This is a genomic window from Photobacterium ganghwense, from assembly GCF_003025595.1.
GTDB lineage: Bacteria > Pseudomonadota > Gammaproteobacteria > Enterobacterales > Vibrionaceae > Photobacterium > Photobacterium ganghwense.
On record NZ_PYMI01000010.1, the window covers coordinates 11,149 to 30,651 of the forward strand.

The 19,503-nt window shown below is 56.2% G+C and carries 19 protein-coding genes; 5 read left to right on the forward strand and 14 right to left on the reverse strand.

The window, feature by feature from the left end; all coding sequences use genetic code 11:
* Position 1: 1 nt before the first annotated feature.
* From C9I92_RS22655 to gspC, 11 genes are read right to left on the reverse strand one after another with little or no spacing between them, the layout of a single operon-like run.
* Entirely contained in the window at positions 2-478 is a 477-nt protein-coding gene (locus C9I92_RS22655; RefSeq protein WP_047887104.1) for a type II secretion system protein M, read from the reverse strand.
* Complete coding sequence (gene gspL / locus C9I92_RS22660; protein ID WP_248827396.1) at positions 475-1,782, reverse strand: type II secretion system protein GspL; 1,308 nt, start codon at positions 1,780-1,782, stop codon at positions 475-477. The genes C9I92_RS22655 and gspL overlap by 4 nt, the downstream gene beginning before the upstream one ends.
* Positions 1,751-2,758, reverse strand: a complete 1,008-nt coding sequence (gene gspK, locus C9I92_RS22665) for a type II secretion system minor pseudopilin GspK (protein WP_047887102.1) — start codon at positions 2,756-2,758, stop codon at positions 1,751-1,753. The genes gspL and gspK overlap by 32 nt, the downstream gene beginning before the upstream one ends.
* Before the next feature lie 9 nt (positions 2,759-2,767).
* Positions 2,768-3,421: a type II secretion system minor pseudopilin GspJ gene (gene gspJ / locus C9I92_RS22670; protein ID WP_047887101.1), complete on the reverse strand. Its 654-nt coding sequence runs from the start codon at positions 3,419-3,421 to the stop codon at positions 2,768-2,770.
* On the reverse strand, positions 3,408-3,782 hold the full coding sequence (gspI, locus tag C9I92_RS22675; protein WP_047887100.1) for a type II secretion system minor pseudopilin GspI: 375 nt from the start codon (positions 3,780-3,782) through the stop codon (positions 3,408-3,410). Before gspI ends, gspJ begins: the two co-directional genes overlap by 14 nt.
* Positions 3,779-4,372 (reverse strand): type II secretion system minor pseudopilin GspH, encoded by a 594-nt coding sequence (gene gspH / locus C9I92_RS22680; RefSeq protein ID WP_047887099.1) that lies wholly within the window; start codon positions 4,370-4,372, stop codon positions 3,779-3,781. Before gspH ends, gspI begins: the two co-directional genes overlap by 4 nt.
* Before the next feature lie 5 nt (positions 4,373-4,377).
* A complete protein-coding gene (gspG, locus tag C9I92_RS22685) occupies positions 4,378-4,812 on the reverse strand; it encodes a type II secretion system major pseudopilin GspG (RefSeq protein WP_047887098.1) in 435 nt (144 codons plus the stop codon).
* Positions 4,813-4,830: 18 nt separating this feature from the next.
* Positions 4,831-6,051, reverse strand: coding sequence for a type II secretion system inner membrane protein GspF (gspF, locus tag C9I92_RS22690; RefSeq protein WP_047887097.1), 1,221 nt, complete (start codon positions 6,049-6,051; stop codon positions 4,831-4,833).
* A 3-nt stretch (positions 6,052-6,054) separates the two neighbouring features.
* A complete protein-coding gene (gspE, locus tag C9I92_RS22695) occupies positions 6,055-7,557 on the reverse strand; it encodes a type II secretion system ATPase GspE (RefSeq protein WP_047887096.1) in 1,503 nt (500 codons plus the stop codon).
* The gene (gene gspD, locus C9I92_RS22700; protein WP_047887095.1) at positions 7,557-9,572 is read right to left on the reverse strand and encodes a type II secretion system secretin GspD; all 2,016 of its coding nucleotides are present in this window, start codon (positions 9,570-9,572) and stop codon (positions 7,557-7,559) included. Before gspD ends, gspE begins: the two co-directional genes overlap by 1 nt.
* Before the next feature lie 38 nt (positions 9,573-9,610).
* Positions 9,611-10,540, reverse strand: a complete 930-nt coding sequence (gspC, locus tag C9I92_RS22705) for a type II secretion system protein GspC (RefSeq protein WP_047887094.1) — start codon at positions 10,538-10,540, stop codon at positions 9,611-9,613.
* Positions 10,541-10,835: 295 nt separating this feature from the next.
* Here gspC and hslR point away from each other — a divergent pair, with 295 nt between their 5' ends.
* From hslR to C9I92_RS22725, 4 genes are all read left to right on the forward strand, one after another.
* Positions 10,836-11,246 (forward strand): ribosome-associated heat shock protein Hsp15, encoded by a 411-nt coding sequence (gene hslR, locus C9I92_RS22710; protein ID WP_047887093.1) that lies wholly within the window; start codon positions 10,836-10,838, stop codon positions 11,244-11,246.
* Between the two features lie 95 nt (positions 11,247-11,341).
* A complete protein-coding gene (hslO, locus tag C9I92_RS22715) occupies positions 11,342-12,220 on the forward strand; it encodes an Hsp33 family molecular chaperone HslO (protein ID WP_047887092.1) in 879 nt (292 codons plus the stop codon).
* Positions 12,221-12,539: 319 nt separating this feature from the next.
* Entirely contained in the window at positions 12,540-14,171 is a 1,632-nt protein-coding gene (gene pckA, locus C9I92_RS22720; protein ID WP_047887091.1) for a phosphoenolpyruvate carboxykinase (ATP), read from the forward strand.
* Between the two features lie 149 nt (positions 14,172-14,320).
* On the forward strand, positions 14,321-16,459 hold the full coding sequence (locus C9I92_RS22725; protein WP_047887090.1) for an AsmA family protein: 2,139 nt from the start codon (positions 14,321-14,323) through the stop codon (positions 16,457-16,459).
* Here the strand turns inward: C9I92_RS22725 and C9I92_RS22730 are convergent.
* The 3 genes from C9I92_RS22730 to C9I92_RS22740 are packed head-to-tail and all read right to left on the reverse strand — an operon-like array spanning position 16,414 to position 18,780.
* The gene (locus C9I92_RS22730) at positions 16,414-17,334 is read right to left on the reverse strand and encodes a bifunctional GNAT family N-acetyltransferase/hotdog fold thioesterase (protein ID WP_047887089.1); all 921 of its coding nucleotides are present in this window, start codon (positions 17,332-17,334) and stop codon (positions 16,414-16,416) included. The genes C9I92_RS22725 and C9I92_RS22730 overlap by 46 nt on opposite strands.
* 46 nt (positions 17,335-17,380) lie before the next feature.
* Positions 17,381-17,818 carry a D-aminoacyl-tRNA deacylase gene (gene dtd / locus C9I92_RS22735; protein ID WP_047887088.1) on the reverse strand — a complete coding sequence of 146 codons (438 nt, stop codon included), beginning with the start codon at positions 17,816-17,818 and terminating at the stop codon, positions 17,381-17,383.
* Entirely contained in the window at positions 17,818-18,780 is a 963-nt protein-coding gene (locus tag C9I92_RS22740) for a virulence factor BrkB family protein (protein WP_047887121.1), read from the reverse strand. Before C9I92_RS22740 ends, dtd begins: the two co-directional genes overlap by 1 nt.
* Positions 18,781-18,857: 77 nt before the next feature.
* Here C9I92_RS22740 and C9I92_RS22745 point away from each other — a divergent pair, with 77 nt between their 5' ends.
* A complete protein-coding gene (locus C9I92_RS22745) occupies positions 18,858-19,499 on the forward strand; it encodes a DUF2959 domain-containing protein (protein ID WP_047887087.1) in 642 nt (213 codons plus the stop codon).
* The last annotated feature ends 4 nt before the right edge of the window (positions 19,500-19,503 follow it).

The following is a 19,503-nucleotide window of genomic DNA, read 5'->3' on the forward strand; positions in this document are numbered from 1 at the left end:
CTTACCCCCGCCCTAACTGCAAGCGGTTAACTTCGACCATACCCGTCCTGTCGGTTTTGGTCACATCGAGAAACTGCGTATCAATGCCATGTTCATCACGCAAAAACGCCAGCCAGTTGACCAGGGTGTTGAACGGCACGGGTTTCACCCACACCTGCACCGCTTCACTGCGGGGCTGCATCCGAATCACTTCAATCTGGAACCGGCGGGTTGTTTCATTGATCACCTGATTCAGCCCTTTATCACTGACCGAACCGGTTGAGCCGGATGTCCCGCGCAGGGCGACGATCTCATCCGCTTTCTGGCTGACCCAACTTAATAGCTGGCGTTCCCGCTGCAGATGCGTTTCGGCATTGGCAGCCGAGTTAGCCATCGGCTGCCAGATCCCCCAGTACAATATCGCGATGAACAGGGCGATACCGCCCCCCAGAACCAGTCGCTGTTCTCTCAGGCTGAGCCCGTTCCACCAGGCTTTCATGATTTTCTCCTTACCACGACGGCGCCGGTAACCTGATTACCTTCCCGGTTCAACTGCCCCTGCTCAACCTCAAACTGCTCGGTAAGCAAGGTGCGTAATTGCTCAAAATGCTGGAACTCGGCGGCAACCGCCTGGAACCGGATTTCGCCCCGATTCTGATCGTATTTCAGGCTCTGCACCGTCAGCTGCGGAACTTTCGCCAGCGATGGCTGCAGCTGGGCCAGCCACGGCAGCAGACCACTGTCATTGGCGCCACCTCCCAACCGGGTCAATTCACTGCTCATCTGACGCTTCAGGTAACTCTCCGACGGAATACGCTGAAACTGCGGCAGAACCTGACGGAAAATACGCTCGCTCTCAGCCCGGTATACGTCAGCCTGCGCGTCTTTGGCCTGAACCGACACCACATGTTCGGTGCCCACCACCGCCAGCAAGACAGCGGCTGCAATCGCCACTTTCCGCCACGGTTTGAGGTACTTGCGCCAGGCCGGTTGCAGCTTGTACGGGCCAGACAATAAGTTAGCCTTATGGCCGATGACGCCCTGTGCCAGCAACTGCATCACCAGCTCTGGTGTTTCCGCTTTCCACAGCCCCGGCATCCCGGCCGGTGCTGGCGTGTAGTGGTGAATCCGGTGCTCCGGATCACGCGGCAGCTCTGTCCCGGACGCCACGGTGGCGTCATCTGACGCAGTATCCGCCGCTGGCTCGTTAAGCGCTTCCTCATCCGCGTCATCCGCCCGCGGTACTATCGGGGTTTGCTGCGCAGACAACCAGGCCGGTAGCCACGCGGCTTCGGCACCAATGCCCAGCATCTCAGACTGACGGATCAACCAGAGACCATCCAGTTCAGCCGCGGTGTACCCCTGATCAAACAGCGGCAGACACAAACAATCCGGCACCACAGCCTTGATTTCAATCCCGGCATCACTCAATGCAGCCAGCCAGTGCTCCATCTTACGATGTTCCAGCACCGCGACCTGAGCACTGTCACCGCTTTTTTTCAGCAAATGCACATGCAGATGGTCAACGTCCTGTGCCAGCTCTTCCTCCAGCAGGAACGGTAATACCGCTCCAAGCTGACGGCTGCTGCCGGCCGGGATCGTCACCTGCGTCAGCAGCACGTCACAGGCCGGGGCCAATGCATATACCGTACGCTGGGTAGCATACTCCGCGATCTCGCCCAACTGGCTGATATCCGCCAGTTGGCCCGAAGCAATCACTTCATGTTGTTGTGGCGACCAGACAAGCCATTGCACCGGCTGTTCAGCACGGCTACTGAGCCTGATTGTCAGAATTTCGCTCACTGATTCCTCCATAACGACGACGCACAACCGTCACCTTGTTATCACTATCTCGTTTGAGCAAGGCCACCAACCGGACCCTGGCACGATCCACCAGGATCTCTGTGTCTAACTGAAAATAATCACTTTTGACGCTGATAAATGCCTTTACCTGTTTCTTCACCTCGGCATCCATGCTGGACAGCACCGGATCAGCCAGAAAATCATCTTCACTGTTCCAGCCGTCATAAGGACGTTCCGCAATCAGCTTCTGCGCATCACTGAGCGCCAGCCGGGGAGAGAACAGACCCACCAGAATGGCGGCTTGTTTCTCATCCAGGGTATTCACATTCACCCGCAACTCCTTGCTGGGAATGGCACACAGCAACGGCCGGGCTAACTGGTAAATCTCGGCGCTAACGCCATTGACCGCCCGCAGTTCGGAAATATCTGCCATCCAGTCACGTGGCGGCAGGTAAGGCGGACGAAACCCTTCGTAGGTACTGTCACCGGCCCCGAAAGCCGCATTCACCGCTTCATCCGGATCGACATATTCCCATACCGAGTCGGCCACCACTTCTGCGTCGTAGCTTTCGACCCCGGCTTCTTCCAGAATCATCTGCAACGCACGCACTTCAAAAGGTTTGGCGGAGCTGCCCGTCACCGGACGGATGCCGGACAATGCATTGACGTTGAAACACGCCTGACGATCGACAATATCACCAATGGCCTCGCCGCCTTCCAGCGGATAACGCTGCCCACGGGTTGCCCATGCCTGACTGAGGTTCACCGTCTCGCTGTCCGCCAGACTTTTCTCGATGGCGACTTTGCCTAACGCTTCCATCCCCTGGGCATACCAGAACGCCTGCTGATTCTGGATCTGGTTTTCCACCCGATAAAAATTCAGGTGCAGCCGTTCACTCATCTGTACCGCCAACAACGTCATCAGCGCCATTAACATCAGCACGACGATCAGGGCGACACCTTTTTGCTGTTTCATCTCAGCCCCTTACGTATCACTGGCTTCCAGCGCCGAGTGCGGCAACATATACACCCGCTCGATTTCACCGTAGTCTTTCAGGGTCAGCCTGACCATCACGCCTTCCGGCAGGGCGGCGGGGGTAGTCCATTCATCAGACCAGGTTTTGTCACTGTAAAAACGGAAAGTGACCGATTCGACCCCGGTCAGGATCGGCCGCACCAGCGGCTCTGCACCGACCACCGTATCGGGATAGCGCAGCCACACCCGCTCCAGAGTCCCCTCGACCACCCGGTAGCCGACTTTCAGTACTTCGCCGCGCGGAAACATCTGCTGCGGATTCTGCCAGCCGAGACGGGTAAACAGAATACCCTGACTGGACGAATCCAGCAGGTACTCCCCGCTGCGCAGCAGGGTATCGCTGACCAGCTCCCCCTGATCCCGCACCTTACGCGGCACCACCTGCCGAAAATCGTTGTCGAGCATCACCATCGCCCGCTGAATTTCCTGCAGCCGTTCGTTGTGATCCCGAGACTGGGCATCACTGCGCTGCACCCCGTTCATCACCTGATAAGCGGACAGGCTGAGCATGGCAAACACTGCGATGGCAACCAGCACTTCCAGCAGGGTAAACCCCGCCGCTTGTTTCACTCGCGAGCGAGCTGATGGGTTAATTCTCAACATAAGTTCTCAGGGTCACGATAGACTGCTTACGCTCAGCGTCGGTCGCGACGGTAACATCCAGCGCCCGCAGAAAACCGTCAGCGGTTTTGGTGCTTTTAATGGACCAGTACCACTCCCGGCCGGCCAGTTCGGATTTCCCGAGCTTAACGGCAGTCGGGATCTCCCCGGACAGCCTGACCTTAGCCAGTTCGTTGTCCGCGACCATAGCGGCAAACGTCTTTTCTTCCAGATACCCCAGCGTATTGAGGTGCTGACTGACCGCTTTCATCACGCTCAGGGCCGCGGTCGCAAACACAGCCAGTGCCACCAGCACTTCCAGCAGAGTCATGCCGCGCGCGCGCGACGGGTGCTTACGTATCATAAGCCCTCCTGCTCGGTCTGGCTCTTGATGGATTCGCCCGGCGGCAATAAAAAGACCCGCCCGACTTCATCCGCCTGAACCCGCCAGAACTGGTTTTCCCCTTCCACTTCAAAGTTCAGGGTAAAGGGGGTGTATTCCCCACTGGCCATCACGACCACCTGAGGCGGTTTCACTTTGTCTTTATCAGTTTGTTCAGCAAACAAGTCTTCGTTGAACAGCGAGCCGGGTTTGAACAGCCTGTCCTGATCCTGCCAGGAGAAACTGCCGACCTCGAGATCCAACCGCACCGACTCATCCACGTCCACTTTGGTGAAAAAACGGGATTCCGTCAGCGGCTGCCAGTCACTACCGGTTAGCTGAAGAAACTGGTACCCATGACGCTCAATACGGACCCCGTAATCGGTGCCGTTGAGCAGGGCATCCTCACCCAGCAACTGGATGAGGTGATGAAAACGCGCTGCCTCCTCGCGAACGGTGTCTTCCCGGCTTTCTGGCAGGGAAATCATGACCGCGACGGCACTGGTTGCCAGCAGCACCAGCACCAGCAGAATTTCAATCAGGGTAAACCCGGCAGCGCGTTGATTGGTCATCGGGATCAGTAGTCCAGCATGTTCCAGTTGCCGATGTCGGTGTTCACCCCGTCACCGCCTTCCTGACCGTCCGCCCCTAGGCTGAAGATATCCACAGCACCGTGCTCACCCGGCATCACATAGTGGTAATCGTTCCCCCATGGATCCTGCGGCAGACGCTTGATGTAGCCACCGTTGCGGTAATTGCGCGGTTCAGGGCTTGAAGCCGGCTTAGTTACCAGCGCTTCCAGACCCTGATCGGTCGTCGGGTACACACTGTTATCCAGCTTATACATGTCCAGTGCCTGCTCCAGCGCACTGATGTCAGTCACGACTTTCTGCTGATCGGCTTTTTCCTTGTTGCCCAGCAGGTTTGGAACCACCAGACTGGCGAGAACGCCCAGAATGACGATCACAACCATCACTTCCAGCAGGGTAAAGCCGCGTTGTTTGCGTTGCATTGAAAAGACCTCCAAAAATTACATTCCGACCATATTGTTCAAAGCAATGATCGGCATTAGGGTAGCAATAACAATAAACATCACGATGCCAGCCATCGCGACGATCAATAAGGGTTCAAAAATGCCCAGCGCCATGTTCACCAGCGATTCGAAATCCCGATCCTGGTTATCGGCGGCGCGGGTCAGCATCTGTTCCAGCTCCCCACTGCGCTCACCGCTGGCAATCATGTGCAGCATCATCGGCGGGAACAGGCGGGTCTGCTCCAGGGAGACCCGCAGGCTCGAGCCTTCACGCACCTTGTCGGCCGCTTCGCGAACCTGCTGATTGACCCAGGTGTTGGTCATGACATCAGAGGCCACTTTCATCCCTTCCAGCAGCGGGATAGCACTGGAGGTACAGATCGACAAAGTACGGGCAAACCGTGAGGTATTGAGGCCCCGCGCAACTTTGCCGATCACCGGCAGGTGCATGACCCAGCGATCCCACTTGAGCCGGAAATCCGGCCGCCGCAGTGCCGCTTTGAGCAGCGCAAACAGACACACCAGCCCGATCACGACAGCCAGCCCCCAGTTCTGGACAAAATCACTGGCTGCCAGCAGCACTTCAGTGACGGTCGGCAGCTCCTGTCCCATCTGAACGAACTGATCGACGATTTTCGGAACCACAGTCGCCAGCAGGAACGACACCACCGCAACCGCCACTAGGGTCAGCATGGTCGGGTAAATCAGCGCCTGTTGCAGTTTACTGCGCATATGCTGGCGGTTCTCGGTGTAATCTGCCAGCCGGTTTAGCACGGTATCCAAGTGGCCGGATTTTTCCCCGGCCGCCACCATCGCCCGAAACAGCTGGTCGAAGATATGCGGATACTCTGCCATTGAGTCTGACAGGGTGTAGCCTTCCACCACCCGCGAACGCACAGCCAGCAGCATGTTCTTGAGACGGGGCTTTTCGCTCTGCTCGGCAACGGCTTTCAGGCACTCTTCAAGCGGCATCGCCGCCTGCACCAGCGTCGCCAGCTGGCGGGTGATCAGCGACAGCTCAGTCGTGCTGATCCCGCGCCGGAGATGAAAACCGCCACTGGCTTTTTTCTTCTCCCGCTCATGCGATTGCGCCACTTCCAGCGGGATCAGCCCCTGCTCACGCAGTTGCTGGCGAACCTGGCGGGCAGTATCGCCCTCCAGCACGCCTTTCTTCTGTCGGCCTCGGGCATCCAGTGCCTTGTATTCAAATGCCGCCATCCGTTAGCCCTCCCTGGTGACGCGCATCACTTCTTCGAGGGTTGTGATCCCGGCTTTGACTTTCGCCAGCCCGTCATCACGAATACTCGGGGTATGGGCCCGAATGGCTTTTTCAATTGCCATTTCACCGGCATCGGCGTGAATCAGCTCCTGCACTTTTTCATCTACCAGCAACAGCTCGTGAATCCCGGTCCGACCGCGATAACCTTTGGCATTACAGGCTTCACAGCCACCGGCATGGTACAGGGTTAAAGGGTCAGTCGGTGCCAGGCCAAACAATTTCTTCTGCTCGGCATCCGCTTCGTACGGCTGGCGGCATTTCGGACACAGGGTCCGGACCAGACGCTGGGCCAGTACCCCCAGCAGTGACGACGACACCAGAAACGGCTCAATCCCCATATCGCGCAGACGGGTGATCGCACCGACCGCGGTATTGGTGTGCAGGGTCGACATCACCATGTGACCGGTGAGGGATGCCTGCACCGCAATGGAAGCGGTTTCCAGGTCACGGATTTCCCCGACCATCACCACATCCGGGTCCTGACGCAAAATGGCACGCAGGCCCCGGGCAAACGTCATGTCAACTTTCGGGTTAACCTGGGTCTGGCCGATGCCGTCGATATCAAATTCAATCGGGTCTTCGACCGTCAGGATATTGCGCTCGTGCCCGTTAAGTTCCTGCAGGCCGGCATACAAGGTGGTCGATTTACCCGAACCGGTCGGGCCGGTGACCAGAATAATACCGTGCGGACGCTCAATCAGGCGGCGGAAACTGGCATGGTTGGCAGGGGTCATCCCAAGGCTGTGCAGATCCAGACGGGTGGCATTTTTGTCCAGCAGACGCAGTACCACACGTTCACCGTGCGATGACGGCATGGTCGATACCCGCACATCCACCGCCCGGCCACCGATCCGCAGAGAAATCCGGCCATCTTGCGGCACCCGTTTTTCCGCGATATCAAGGCGCGCCATTACCTTAATCCGCGACACCAGCAAAGGAGCCAGCTTGCGGCTTGGCTGCAGCACCTCACGCAGCACACCGTCCACCCGGAAACGGATGGACAGCGCTTTCTCGAACGTTTCGATATGGATATCCGACGCCGCTTCCTTGATGGCTTCTGCCAGCATGGCATTGATCAGTTTGATGATCGGCGCGTCGTCTTCGGACTCGAGTAAGTCCTCGGTTTCCGGCAGCTCCTCTGCCAGCGCAAAGAAATCATCGCTGTCGGAGCCGAGATCTTCCATCAGCTGACGGGCTTCCGATGAATCCCGCTGGTACGCTTCAGTCAGCTTGAGCTCAAACGCTTTGTCGTCCAGCGGCTGGGGTGAGAAGCTTCGGCCTGTCACCCGGCGGATTTCCGCCAGCACCACCGCAGACAGAGTGCCGCCGTGATACAGGGTGATGCCCTGCTCACCCGCTTCCAGCACAACCCGGTGGCGCTTGGCAAAGGAGAACGGCAACCGCACCAGCGGTTGCATTTCACCTGACAGACTTGCCTCAGCCATTACTGAACCTCCTCCAGCTGCGCCACGAAGGCACGGACTTCCGGCGGCAGCGAAATATCACTGCCGTACTTCGGCAATACCGGCACCTTGGCGTCCGGCATCAGCTTCAGCCCTTTGTCCGCCCGGTACAGCTGCTCAGCACGGATATAGTTGTATTTCCGCTGGGTCAGGCCATCGGCGGTCACGCCATCACGGATAATGGTCGGCTTGATGAACACCATCAGGTTAGTTTTCCCCTTGGTGGTGTTGGTGGACTTGAACAGGTGGCCCAGAATCGGAATATCACCCAGCAGCGGTATTTTCTGCTCGTTCTCATTGACCTGATCCTGAATCAGGCCACCCAGCACAATCATCTGGCCGTCTTTCACCAGCACGGACGTGGTCAGCTGACGCTTGGAGAAGCGAACGTCCACGGCCCCGTTGGCCCCGAGCACGTTGGACACTTCCTGCTCAATTTTCAGCTGCACCGAGTCCCCTTCGTTGATCTGCGGTGTCACATTCAGCTTGATCCCCACTTCCTTACGCTCGACGGTCTGGAACGGGTTATCGTTGTTGGCGCTGGAGGTCGAACCGGTCACCACCGGCACTTCCTCACCGACAATGAAGGATGCTTCGCCGTTGTCCATCACCGTGATACTTGGCGATGACAGGATGTTGGAATGGCGGTCAGAGGCCACGGCATTGATCAGCATGGTCCAGTCGCCCATCACGATCCCCAGCGCGGCGCCGTTGACGCCACCCAGCACGCTGGCCAGGGTACTGAAGTCACCGTCTTCTCTGATAGTACGGGTCTGCTCGATACCGTTGGCATCAATGTAGGTTTCGGTACGGGTCGTTTCCTTGGCTTCTTCCAGACCGACCGCATACTGGGAAATCGGCACGCCGGAGTTACCGAACTGAATCACGCCGCCGTCCGTCGACCCCCACTGCACCCCGAAGTTCAGGCCGTCACCTTCCGACAGCTCCACAATCATCGCTTCAATCAGCACCTGCGCACGACGGATATCCAACTGGGCAATGATGTTTTCCAGCGCCCGCATAATATCCGGCGGCGCCGTCAGAATCAGGGCGTTGGTTTCAACGTGGGCGGAAATCATGACATCAGCTTTACCGACCGGCGGGGTCTTGGCATTGCCCTGTTTTTCCGCCTGCAGGTTATCCGACACGCCCTTGAGCACATCCACCATGTCTTCTGCATTGGCGTACTTGAGGTAGACCACCCGGTTGTTTCCGGACGAGGCCATTTCTTTATCCAGCTGGCGAATCAGGCGTTTCAGGCGGTTACGCACCTGCGGGTCACCAGACAGCAGCACCGCGTTGGTGCGATCGTCAGCCACCAGCTTCGGCTGGAGGAATTCCGGGGTAGACTTGGCATCGGCGGTCTTGTTCAGCGCTTCCACGACCCGCACCATTTCGGCGGCCGAAGCATTACGCAGCTCGACAACATCGATCTCTTTATCACCGGCACGGTCCACCCGCTCGATGATTTCAGCCAGGCGATTGACGGTCGCGGCGCGGCCGGTGATCATGATGATGTTCGCCGGGTCGTAGTGCACCACGTTACCGGCCCCGGCGTTGTCGTTCAGCTGGCGCAGCAGCGGCGACAGTTCACGTACCGAGACATTGCGCACGGCAATCACCCGGGTCACGACTTCATCACCTTTAACCCGACTGTCACCGACCACCGGAATGGCGGAGATTTTGGCATCTTTGTCGCGCACGACCTTGAGCACGCCGTTGTCCATTTCAACCACGGCAAAGCCGTACACTTCCAGAACATTCAGGAAGAACTGGTAGTACTGTTCATCGTTGAGCAAATCGTAACTGCGAACATTCACCTGGCCGCGCACAGCCGGGTCGACGATAATCGTTTTCTGTAGATTCCGGCCGACAATATTGATGAATTCCTGTATATCGGTCCCTTTAAAACTGGCGCTAAACTCGCTGGCCATTGCCGAGCTGCACAACAAGCTGCCCGCCAGCCAGAGGGCACTTTTACCCATCCATTTTTTCACACAAAACTCCTGCGCTATCGCATGTTCGCCTTGAGCCGCTATTGCAGCTCAATATAAATATCATGTAGCTGACCGTCCCGCTCGACAGTCAGAGTAAAATCTGTGGCATTGGACAGCTCAGTCCACAGTTTGGCCATCACGGCCGGATCGGTCAGGTCGTTGCCGTTCAGGCTCACCGCCAGATCGTCGGCTTTCAGCCCCACCGCATCAAACAGCGCACGGTCTTTGCCCGGATTCACCCGGTAACCAATCAGGTTGCCGTCACGCTGTACCTGAGACAGCCGGATATAGCTGAACAGGTTCTGCGGCTTTTCGAGAATCTCCTGCTTAATGCGACTCAAATCCGAGGCTGGTTCAGCGCCGGGTTCTGAGGCAGCAGGCTGAGCCGGCTCCGGAGCCGGACGTTGACGCGCCACAGGAGCCGGAGTGGCGACTGAGGCGGACTTGCCGAAATCGACACCGTCCAGCATCAGGGTTTCATCCCGGCCGCTGTTACGGATAATCACCCTGTCAGCAAACACGGCCTGCAACGTGGCCCGCGTACCGTCGATGACCTCGCCGATACCGTAGGTGTTCTGTTTCCCCTGATTGGTGATTACCGCCAGCGCGGTATGCGGGTTGGAGCTGGCCACCAGCCCCACCAGCGTCAGCCGCAGCTTGGTCTGCGGAGCATCCTTCTGCACCGGTTGCTTCGGCGCTACTACCGGCGTATCCGCCTGATAGCGCCCAAACAAGTTCATGGCCAGCACATCGGAAACATTGCCTTTTTCTTGTCCCGACGACGCGGGGGCGACTGGCGTCGCTTGCCAGCGCACAGGCTGCGGTGCCGGCTGCACAGCGGCCCAGATCATGCGACCCAGCACCCAGGCAAGAATCACGACCAAAAACCAGGTCAGGAAACGGGTCAGTGATGTTACGGAGAACCAGCGTTTAGACTGCAATGTCCCCATCCAATTTGCTGCTACCATGAAACGTCCATCGTCCTGCGGAAATAAAGTAAAGGCCAGTTACCGGGCCGGACTACACAGGATACCGTTAGAAGCTAAAAACGGCACCGTTAAATACTAAAATGATCACATAATACCAAAAGAGATCACGGAAAATTTATATCTACTATCAATACACTAGCCATTAAGTGTCATTTATTCCCCAGATTATCGTTGAAATCTGAGTACCTTATCACCATCTATTTACTCTCAACGCCTGCTGACGCCGTGTCGGCATTGTGGTACTTTTAGCGCCCTTTGGGGTAAGGAGCAGACAGTGGGCCAACATCAGTCCAATTCTGACAACCTACAGGTCCGTCTGGATAAATGGTTATGGGCGGCACGCTTTTACAAAACCCGTTCACTTGCCCGCAACATGGTTGACGGCGGCAAAGTGCAATACAACGGACAACGCTCCAAGCCCAGCAAGCTGGTCGAAGTCGGTGCCGAAATCCGGTTGCGTCAGGGCAATGAGGAAAAAACCGTCATTGTTGAGCAGCTATCGGATACACGCCGCGGTGCGCCAGAAGCACAAACCCTGTATCGGGAGACAGCCGACAGCATCAAGAAGCGTGAAGAACACACTCAGATGCGCAAGCTCCATGCCTTTGGCAGCCCGAGTCCGGACAAGCGTCCGGATAAAAAACAGCGACGCGATATAATTAAGTTTAAAAGTAATTCCAATTAATGGCATTAGGTCATCATAACGGCCGATAGTTTCGTTACGATGGCGAAAGTGATGCAAATGTTGGCGATTGACCTTCTGCTGGAGAAAACAAGCTAATGACAAAAGACAGTCTATACCGTTACCTGTTTGACGGTGTGTCCGTACGTGGTGAACTGGTTCAGCTGAGCGAAACTTATCAGCAAATCATTTCCAGCAAGGAATACCCGGCACCGGTGAAAACCCTGCTGGGCGAACTGCTGGTGACCACCAGCCTGCTGACCGCGACCCTGAAGTTTGAAGGCTCGATCACTGTGCAACTGCAAGGTGACGGCCCGGTAAAACTGGCAGTGATCAACGGCGACCACGACCAGAAACTGCGTGGCGTTGCACGTTGGGAAGGTAATGTACCGGAAAGCGGCAACATCCACGACCTGATGGGTAAAGGTCACCTGGTGATCACCATTACCCCAACAAAAGGCGAGCGCTACCAAGGCGTCGTTGGCCTGGAAGGCGACTCACTGGCAACCTGTCTGGAAGGGTACTTCGCAAACTCCGAACAGCTGCAAACCCGTATCTGGCTGCGCTCCGGCGAACTGAACGGTGAAGCGAAAGCGGCCGGTATGCTGCTGCAGATCCTGCCGGATGGTAAAGGCCATGAAGGGGATTTTGAGCACCTGGAGCAGCTGACAGAGACAGTGAAAGACGAAGAGCTGTTCGGCCTGGACGCGCAGGATGTACTGTACCGCCTGTACCACCAGGAAGAAGTGAAGCTGTTCGAACCGCAGGACGTGAGCTTCCATTGTGGCTGCTCCCGTGAGCGCAGCGCATCAGCTATCGTTTCTATCGAGCGCAGCGAAATCGATCGCATCGTGGCAGAAGAGGGGAAAGTTTCCCTGCACTGTGACTACTGTGGCACAACGTATGACTTTGACAGCATTGATGTTGCTGCCCTGTTCGAACACGCCGCGAACGACACCAGTAAGCAGGTTCATTAATTATCCCCTCTTATTAAGCCTGAAACATTCTTACAAAAGCCGGATGACATCCGGCTTTTTTTCTACCTGAAGCACACTTTTCCCCGCCAGCTCGTAAGTCAATAACGCGCTAAATTACGCTTTTTTCAAGGAAAATATTAATTTTTAGGCCTAGCGCAAACGTTTTACATCAGGATAAAATAAAGGCCTACAATTACTCTAACTATTTTACTTAACCCTAACTTTTAAATGGTTAATTTTTGATAAACCTCCCTGAATTACCCCTTTAGGGTTGCTAGCATGGTCAACAGTTAAACAACATCTTACCCAAGGAGCACCTATGACCGTCATGAACGTCGATAAAAAGGTTGCAAAAAATATCGACCTATCTCAATACGGTATCAGCAATGTTACAGAGGTGGTTCGTAACCCAAGTTATGAACTGCTATTTGAAGAAGAGACCAAGCCGGGCCTGGAGGGATACGAAAAAGGTATCGTTACTGAGCTGGGTGCCGTCGCCGTTGATACCGGTATTTTTACAGGTCGTTCACCAAAAGATAAGTTCATCGTCAAAGATGACACCACCAAAGATACCCTATGGTGGGCTGACCAGGGCGCCAACGACAACAAAGCGATCTCTCAGGAAGTCTGGCAGGATCTGAAACACCTGGTAACGAATCAACTATCTGGCAAGCGCCTGTTTGTGGTTGATGGTTACTGTGGTGCGAACCCGGACACCCGCCTGTGCATTCGTGTGATCACTGAAGTGGCCTGGCAGGCACACTTTGTGAAAAACATGTTCATCCGTCCAAGTGAAGAAGAGCTGGAAAACTTCGAGCCTGATTTCGTGGTCATGAACGGTGCCAAATGCACCAACGATAAGTGGCAGGAGCAAGGTCTGAACTCTGAAAACTTCACCGTGTTCAACCTGACCGAGAAAATGCAGCTGATTGGCGGTACCTGGTACGGCGGCGAAATGAAGAAAGGTATGTTCGCAATGATGAACTACTTCCTGCCGCTGAAAGGCATTGCCTCAATGCACTGTTCCGCGAACTTGGGTAAAGACGGTGACGTAGCGGTGTTCTTCGGCCTGTCCGGTACCGGTAAAACAACCCTGTCTACCGATCCGAAACGTGCCCTGATCGGTGATGACGAGCACGGCTGGGATGACAACGGTGTATTCAACTTCGAAGGCGGTTGCTACGCGAAAACCATCAACCTGTCGAAAGAAGCAGAACCAGACATCTACAACGCGATCCGTCGCGATGCACTGCTAGAAAACGTAACGGTACGCAGCGACGGCTCTATCGACTTCGACGACAACTCGAAGACCGAAAATACCCGTGTGTCTTACCCTATCTACCACATTGAAAACATCGTTAAGCCGGTCTCTAAAGGCGGTCACGCTAACAAAGTGATCTTCCTGTCTGCTGACGCATTCGGTGTGCTGCCTCCGGTGTCTAAACTGACGCCAGAGCAAACCAAATACCACTTCCTGTCAGGCTTCACTGCGAAACTGGCCGGTACTGAGCGCGGCATCACTGAGCCGACGCCAACCTTCTCAGCATGTTTCGGTAACGCGTTCCTGACGCTACACCCAACACAATACGCCGAAGTACTGGTTAAACGTATGGAAGCGGCAGGCGCTGAAGCCTACTTGGTCAACACCGGCTGGAACGGCACCGGCAAACGTATCTCAATTCAGGATACCCGCGGCATTATTGACGCAATTCTGGACGGCTCTATCGAGCATGCCGAAACGAAGCACGTGCCGATCTTCAACCTGGAAGTACCGACGTCTCTGCCTGGCGTTGACCCAAGCATTCTGGACCCACGCGACACCTATGTGGATCCACTGCAGTGGGAAAGCAAAGCCAAAGATCTGGCAGAGCGCTTCATCAATAACTTCGAGAAGTACACGGATACTGCCGAAGGTTCGACGCTGGTTGCTGCAGGTCCTCAGCTGGACTAATCCGCAACGCGCCACAACCAATGCCAAGCCCCTCACACGAGGGGCTTTTTCGTTGCCCGCTCGCCATTTCCGGCTGCCATACTTGCAGCACAGGGTAATTTGCGCCCTAATATTAACCAGCCCACTCTTTTACTGCCTCAGGAGCCCACATGCGCCTCATCGGGAAACTCGTTGCTACTTTGCTCGTCCTCATCCTGCTGGGCGCGACGGTCTTCCTGACCATGATGCATACCCGCTTTGCCACCCCGATGATGGTATGGCTATTCAATACCGTCAGCCCGTATCAGCTGGAGGCTGAGCAGGTGGTCTACGACATCGAGGAGCCGTGGCGCCTGTCCCTGAACCAGTTACGTCTGCAGCCTCGTGCGGCGGAGACGCCCTCTGAGCCACAGACTCCATTTACCGCAAACCAGCTGACCCTGTGGCTGAGCCCGTCCAGCCTGCTGGCCGGGCACTGGCATTTTGACACCATCCTGTTAGACGGCCTGAACCTGAGCGCCGACAGCGCGTCGCTGCCAGTGCCTGCCGAGCTATCGAGCCAGCGACTGGCCCTGAGCAATCTGACCTGGCACAGCGCCGATATCACGCTGTCAGAAGGTGAAGTCCAGCTTGATAACTGGCATTTCCGCGCCTCAGATCCCCGCCCGTTCTGGCAGCAGTTTACGGGCAACTTCCAAATTGCGGCCCGTACTCTGCGCTGGCAGCAGTTCCCGGTGGAAAAGCTGCTGCTCGACGGCAACTACACCGCACCAGCCCTGACCCTATACGGGTTTTCCTTTGACTGGCAGCACGCCGGTGTGAATGGCCAGCTGGAACTGGATACCCGCGTAAAGGCACTTCAGCTGCACCAGTTAACCGTGAGCGATCTACAACTCCAGCAAGGCGATGAACTCGCCGCCTTGCAGACATGGCTGCACCACTGGACGCAGGCTGGCGGGACAGCAACACTTGGCCGTCTCGACATGCTCGACATTAGCCTCGAATTACCCTCATTGGCCCTTAACCATGCCAGCCTGTCGCTGGAAAACTGGCATTGGCCGCAAAGTGCCTACCAACAACCGGAGGCCTGGCTGTCATTCAGTGCAGAAAGCGGCAGCTGGCAGGCGCTCACCTTTACTGACCCGTTGCTGGAGCTGGCTTTTACTCCGGCCCAAGTCACCATCAAAGGCGCCTCGGTCAACGCGCTGGAAGGCTATGGCCGAGCCGCTGGCATCCTGACCCCAGAGAGCCTTCAGCTTGACAGCTTAGTCTTGAAGGGACTCAAAGTGTTCCTGCCACCGCACTGGCAGCAAACTGCCCGCACCGCCTTTGCCCACTGGCCGACCATTCGTATCGATAGCCTGGATATCGGCTACAGCCAGCTCGTGGATACGGCACCCGCTTCCCCCTGGCACCTGACCGGGCTTAACCTCAAAGGACAGGATCTGCTGCTGCGCCGGGAGAACCAACCGGGTCTGTGGCAAGGTAGCCTGACCGCCGGTGCTGGCGCGGCCAGTTTCAACACGATCAACCTAACCGGGCCTTATCTGGCAATGGCAGCTGAACAGGGCCAATGGCAACTGAGCGAAGCCACCCTGCCATTCGCCGATGGCCTGCTTAACGCAAAGGGAACAATCGACCTGAATACCGCCGGGCGCCCGTGGTCGCTGCAGTGGCAGGGTGACAGCCTGCCCGCCGCCCTGCTGGCGCAATGGCTTCAGTTGCCGCTGCCGGTAAAAGGAAAACTCGATACACAAGGACAACTGAAAGGGCTGGCCGCCAATCGCCTCAGTTTGGCCCATAGCCTCGACGGCAACCTCACGGCGAGCCTGCGTGAAGGCACCCTGAGCCAGCCTGCCGCTCAACTGTGGCAGCACTGGCAACAAACCGGGCAGCCAATAGTAACCGAACCGACGGATCTCAGCGCCGCACCGGCTCAGGCGATCACGACCACTGAAACAGCCACCGACAAGCCTGCTGTTGCCACGATAGCGACCAACACGACTCCCGCAAAAGCACCAGCCGCCAGCGTGACCATTACTCCGCTGGCTATCACCAGCGATCGGGGACGCATCACCGTCGCACCGATGTCATTGCACAGTGGGCCGTTACAGGCAGGACTGGAAGGGAAATGGGATATGGCGGATCCGGCAGCGCAGCAGCTGGAATGGCAGGCCAGCTACCCGTGTCGGCAGCCAGACAGTGAAAACCGGTCGGCCAGTACCGGCTCACGTCAACAGTTAGTACAACGGTGGCAGGGGGATCAGCACACGGTGTTGTTGTCGCCTTGCGAAGGAAACAACATATAGGTACCGGTGAAGGTGGCGGCTAACGTCTCACCGCTATAGACCTGCACCTGCACCACAGCCCGGCCTTTACGGCGTTTGGCCAGTCGGTCCACGTCGCCCTTGAGATCTTCAACCGTGACCACGGCTTTAGGCCGCTCGGTCACCGGATGCTGATAACGGATGTGGCTGTCAGCCAGAATAATGTCGGCGGGCAGCTTGCGCTCTTTCAGCAGCATCCAGACAAATCCCCACCCGGCCAGCGTCGCCATGGTAAAGATACTGCCGGCGAACATGCTGGCTTTGGGATTGAGGTTGGCATTGATGCGGGCACTGACCTCGAAGCGATACCCCGTGTACTGGCTGATCCGTACCCCCATTTTTTCACTGATGGGAATTTGGGACTGCCACAGCTCCTGCAGCTCCTGACACCAGTCCGGATGGCGCACGAATTCCGTCAGCGGATCCAGGTGCTTAAGCATCTGCTGGTGCCGAACCGGGCCGCGCTCTTCACTCAGCTCGCCCTGGCTGGTAAAACCGTTGCGCAGGTAAAAAGGGATCGCGTCTTCGCGCGAGTTACAGACCAGGCGCTTGGCCCCTTCCTGCCGGGCCAGCGATTCCAGCGCCATCAGCACTATCGCCCCCATCCCCTGATGGCGGTAATCGGGATGCACCGCCATATAACGGATCTGACCTTCATTGTCAGGTGTCATGTACAAACGGCCAATCGCAATCGCTTCGCCATCGTCACTGACAATCATCCGATGAATACTCAGTTCATCATAAGCATCACGCTCCGAGCCAACCGGCATATGCCAGGGCTCACGCAGCATCCGCCAACGGAAGTCATAGTATTGCGCCAGTTCTGCGTCTGTTGCCGGGGTGATCAATCGAAACATGAAATCCTTCTCCACTGTTCAGGGGGCCTGCAGCCCCCATCCATAATTATACCTGCAACCAGAAAGTGACCGGTCCGTCATTGAGCAGCGCGACTTTCATGTCCGCAGCAAAAATACCGGTTTCTGTCTGAATATCCTTATCCTTACAGCAGGTGACAAAGTAATCATACAGCCGTTCGGCTTCCGATGGTGTCGCACCAGCAGAAAAACTTGGCCGCATCCCACTTTTGGTATCGGCTGCCAGCGTAAATTGCGAAACCACCAAGACACTACCACCGGCTTGTTGCACATTGAGGTTCATTTTTCCGGCATCGTCTTCAAAGACACGATACCCCAGCACTTTGTCGCGCAGGCGCTGCGCTTTGGCTTCGTCATCGCCTTTCTCGACACCCAGCAATACCAGCAGTCCCTTACCAATCGCGCCGGTTACCTTGCCATCCACCGTTACGCTGGCTTCGCTGACTCGTTGAATAAGTGCAATCATTACTCTTTCCTTTCTACCTCTTTGTGTTCACTTTCTGTGGCCTGTCCGCTTTCCTGCACGGCCATTTCTTCGGCGGTCGGCACCGTTTCATCACGGGATTTGTCGATCGGGTGCCAGTACTGCCGCTCGCCAAGGCTGGCGGTGATCTCCGCGCCAAACAACACAATACACCAGCACAGATACACCCACACAAACAAAATCGGCACCACAGCCAGTGCACCGTAAATCACCTGGTACGACGGGAAGTTGGTGATGTACAGGGCAAACCCTTTCTTGCTCAGTTCAAACAGCACACTGGCCGTCACGGCACCAATCACGGCATGGCTGAGACGCACCTTGGTATTGGGTACCAGCAGGTACAGGCCAAGGAAGGCGGCACTGGACATCAGCACAGGCAGGCCGCGCAGGCTGCGCTGCAACAGGCCATTGACGGCATCACTGTTTAGCAGGTTCAGCGATCCCAGATAAGAGCTGACCGCAATACTGGACCCGACCAGAATCGGCCCCAGCGTCAGGACCATCCAGTAGATCGAGAACGAAATTACTGGACGGCGCTTTTCCGTCACCCGCCAGATATAGTTAAGCGACTTATCGATGGTGGAAATCAGCATCATCGCCACCACAAACAGTGCCCCGATACCTACGGCCGTCATCTTACCGGCATTGGCCACAAACTCGTTGAGGTACTCTTTAAGGATTTCCCCGGCAGCCGGAACGAAGTTTTCAATCACGAAATTCTGCAGCATGTCGCCCAACCCGGCAAACACCGGAAAGGATGACAATGCGGACAGCACCACAGTGATCAGTGGCACTAATGACAGCAGGGTTACATACGCCATAGAGCCTGCGGTCACCGTCAGGCGATCGTGCCCGACACGTTGATGAAGATAACGGATATAGGCCCACGTCGTGCGCAGTTGCTGCTGCCAATCGTGCTTGCCAGTTGTCTTTTTGTCAGCCATAGTCATGTCACTAATTTTCTTGTTTGTTTTTAAAATATTCGAAGATTCAATAAATTCTAGGACAACCGGAGACCAATATGCCCTATTTGCTTGCCATCCTGCTAGCGCTGACCACCCTGACAGGGTGTCAAAGCGCTTATTATTCAGCCATGGAAAAAGTCGGGATCCACAAACGCGACATCATGGTAGACCGGGTGGAAGAGGCCAATGAAGCACAAGCCGATGCCCAGGAAAAATTCACCGATGCCCTGACCGCCCTTAAAGCCCTGAACCAGTTTGATGGCGGTGAGTTGGAGCGCGTGTACAACTCCATTAATGATGAGTATCTGGCCAGCCAGAAAGCGGCAGAGAAAGTCAGCGATCGCATCGCGGCCATTGAAGACGTCGCCGATGCGCTGTTCGACGAATGGGAAGACGAACTGACGCTCTATACCAGCGCAACCCTGCGCCGGGACAGCGAACGCAAGCTGCGCAGCACCCAGGCTTCCTACAAACGCATGCTTGGTGCAATGCACCGCGCAGAGCAGAAAATGACGCCGGTACTCAACACGTTGCGTGATAATACCCTATATCTTAAGCATAATCTTAATGCCGCGGCGATTGGTTCACTACAGGGCGAATTTAATTCCCTGCAGCGCGATATTCAGCGGGCCATTACCGACATGGAAGCCGCCATCAGCGAGTCCGAGCGTTTTATCGCACAGCTGAAAAAAGCCTAACCGA

What these genes read in the sequence shown, in the direction of transcription:
- C9I92_RS22655 (WP_047887104.1), bottom strand. Translation starts at nt 478, where the DNA reads ATGAAAGCCTGGTGGAACGGGCTCAGCCTGAGAGAACAGCGACTGGTT.
- gspK (WP_047887102.1), bottom strand. Translation starts at nt 2,758, where the DNA reads ATGAAACAGCAAAAAGGTGTCGCCCTGATCGTCGTGCTGATGTTAATG.
- gspJ (WP_047887101.1), bottom strand. Translation starts at nt 3,421, where the DNA reads ATGTTGAGAATTAACCCATCAGCTCGCTCGCGAGTGAAACAAGCGGCG.
- gspI (WP_047887100.1), bottom strand. Translation starts at nt 3,782, where the DNA reads ATGATACGTAAGCACCCGTCGCGCGCGCGCGGCATGACTCTGCTGGAA.
- gspH (WP_047887099.1), bottom strand. Translation starts at nt 4,372, where the DNA reads ATGACCAATCAACGCGCTGCCGGGTTTACCCTGATTGAAATTCTGCTG.
- gspG (WP_047887098.1), bottom strand. Translation starts at nt 4,812, where the DNA reads ATGCAACGCAAACAACGCGGCTTTACCCTGCTGGAAGTGATGGTTGTG.
- gspF (WP_047887097.1), bottom strand. Translation starts at nt 6,051, where the DNA reads ATGGCGGCATTTGAATACAAGGCACTGGATGCCCGAGGCCGACAGAAG.
- gspE (WP_047887096.1), bottom strand. Translation starts at nt 7,557, where the DNA reads ATGGCTGAGGCAAGTCTGTCAGGTGAAATGCAACCGCTGGTGCGGTTG.
- gspC (WP_047887094.1), bottom strand. Translation starts at nt 10,540, where the DNA reads ATGGTAGCAGCAAATTGGATGGGGACATTGCAGTCTAAACGCTGGTTC.
- hslO (WP_047887092.1), top strand. Translation starts at nt 11,342, where the DNA reads ATGACAAAAGACAGTCTATACCGTTACCTGTTTGACGGTGTGTCCGTA.
- pckA (WP_047887091.1), top strand. Translation starts at nt 12,540, where the DNA reads ATGACCGTCATGAACGTCGATAAAAAGGTTGCAAAAAATATCGACCTA.
- C9I92_RS22725 (WP_047887090.1), top strand. Translation starts at nt 14,321, where the DNA reads ATGCGCCTCATCGGGAAACTCGTTGCTACTTTGCTCGTCCTCATCCTG.
- C9I92_RS22730 (WP_047887089.1), bottom strand. Translation starts at nt 17,334, where the DNA reads ATGTTTCGATTGATCACCCCGGCAACAGACGCAGAACTGGCGCAATAC.
- dtd (WP_047887088.1), bottom strand. Translation starts at nt 17,818, where the DNA reads ATGATTGCACTTATTCAACGAGTCAGCGAAGCCAGCGTAACGGTGGAT.
- C9I92_RS22740 (WP_047887121.1), bottom strand. Translation starts at nt 18,780, where the DNA reads ATGGCTGACAAAAAGACAACTGGCAAGCACGATTGGCAGCAGCAACTG.
- C9I92_RS22745 (WP_047887087.1), top strand. Translation starts at nt 18,858, where the DNA reads ATGCCCTATTTGCTTGCCATCCTGCTAGCGCTGACCACCCTGACAGGG.